A 1,563-nucleotide genomic window follows, 5' to 3' on the forward strand; every position below is an offset into this window, starting at 1 on the left:
CGTAATGCCTTCACCGATCAGGCCGACCAGATAGGACTCCGCAACCGTGCTCATGATGAAACCCTTCGTTCGATTACTGCACAATTGTACGCATATCGCACAGTGTGGCAAGGGGGTGCTGTCGCTGTCTTTGCCCCTGAGGACCCTTTGCCGGCTGGGCCCGTAAAGCCCCGGGGCATTTCCATGGCCAGGCATCTTGTGCTTCTGCTGTGAGGTGCGCTACGTTGTACTGCGTTCGATAAGTGCACAGCAGTGCGCATAACGCACAACATTGTGGGCGGGGTTGCTCACAGCAGTTGTTAAGGAGCAACAATGACCACCGTCCACCAAGAGGATGCGGCCTTCGCCCATCACGGCAAGACGCCAAAGCGGGCGGCCTTGGCCAGTTTCATGGGCAGCGCCGTCGAGTACTACGACTTCTTTATCTTCGGTTCCGCCGCCGCGCTGATCTTCCCGCACGTCTTCTTCCCGGATGAGAGTGCCCAGGCCGGGATCATGTCGCTGGCGACCTTCGGCTTCGCGTACATCGCCCGCCCGGTGGGCGCGGTCTTCGTCGGCCACTTCGGCGACCGCATCGGCCGCCAGAAGGTGCTGATGTTTACGCTGATCCTGATGGGCGCCGCGACCTTCATCATCGGCTGTATCCCCGACTTCGACACCATCGGCTGGTGGGCTCCGGCAATCCTGGTCTTCTGCCGCCTGATGCAGGGCCTGTCTGCCGCGGGCGAGCAGGCCGGCGCCAGTTCGCTCACGCTGGAGCATGCGCCGGACAACCGCCGCTCCTTCTTCACGTCCTGGACGCTGACCGGCACCCAAGGCGGCCAGATCCTTGCCGCCCTGGTCTTCATCCCGGTCGTCGCCCTGCCGGACGAGATCAAGTACGGCATCGGCTGGCGGATTCCGTTCTGGCTCTCCGCCGTCGTCGTGATCGTCACCTATTTCATCCGCCGCTCGCTGCACGAAACCCCCACCTTCGAAGCCGCCAAGGCGAACAACGAACTGGCCAAGCTGCCGGTTGGGGTCCTGCTCCGCAACCACTGGCGCGACGTGCTCCGGGTGATCTGCTGCGCGTTCATCGCCGCGGTCTCGACGGTCTACGGCACCCTGGCGATCAAATACGGCGCCGAAGTCGGCAGCGTCGACGAAGGCATCACCCTGTGGCTGGTGGTCGCCGGCAACATCGGCGCCCTCTTTACCCAGCCGCTCTTCGGCAAGCTTGCCGACCGGATCGGTCGCAAGCCGGTGTTCATCTACGGCGCGCTGGGCAGTGCCGCGATCATGCCGTTCTACTTGCTCTCGATGGAATCGGGCAACACCCTGCTGCAGTTCACCCTGTCCATCCTGGTCTTCTCCTGCGCCTATGCCGCGGCCAACGCCGTCTGGCCGTCCTTCTACGCAGAGATGTTCAGCGCCAGGGTCCGGTTCTCCGGCTTGGCCATCGGTACCCAGATCGGCTTCCTGATGGCAGGCTTCGCGCCGTCGATCGTGGCCGCCATTGGCGGCATCCAGGAGGGCGGCTGGGTGGCCACCAGCATCTTCACAGCGGTGATCGCACTCATCGCC

At 63.5% G+C, this 1,563-nt stretch carries 1 protein-coding gene; it reads left to right on the forward strand.

What is annotated here, in order from left to right; translation table 11 throughout:
• Positions 1 to 312: 312 nt before the first annotated feature.
• A partial coding sequence (locus ACMX2H_RS18885) for an MFS transporter (RefSeq protein WP_414962810.1) occupies positions 313 to 1,563 on the forward strand: 1,251 nt, incomplete at its 3' end.

The sequence above is a fragment of the Arthrobacter sulfonylureivorans genome, assembly GCF_047607445.1.
GTDB classification, from domain to species: Bacteria; Actinomycetota; Actinomycetes; order Actinomycetales; family Micrococcaceae; genus Crystallibacter; species Crystallibacter sulfonylureivorans_A.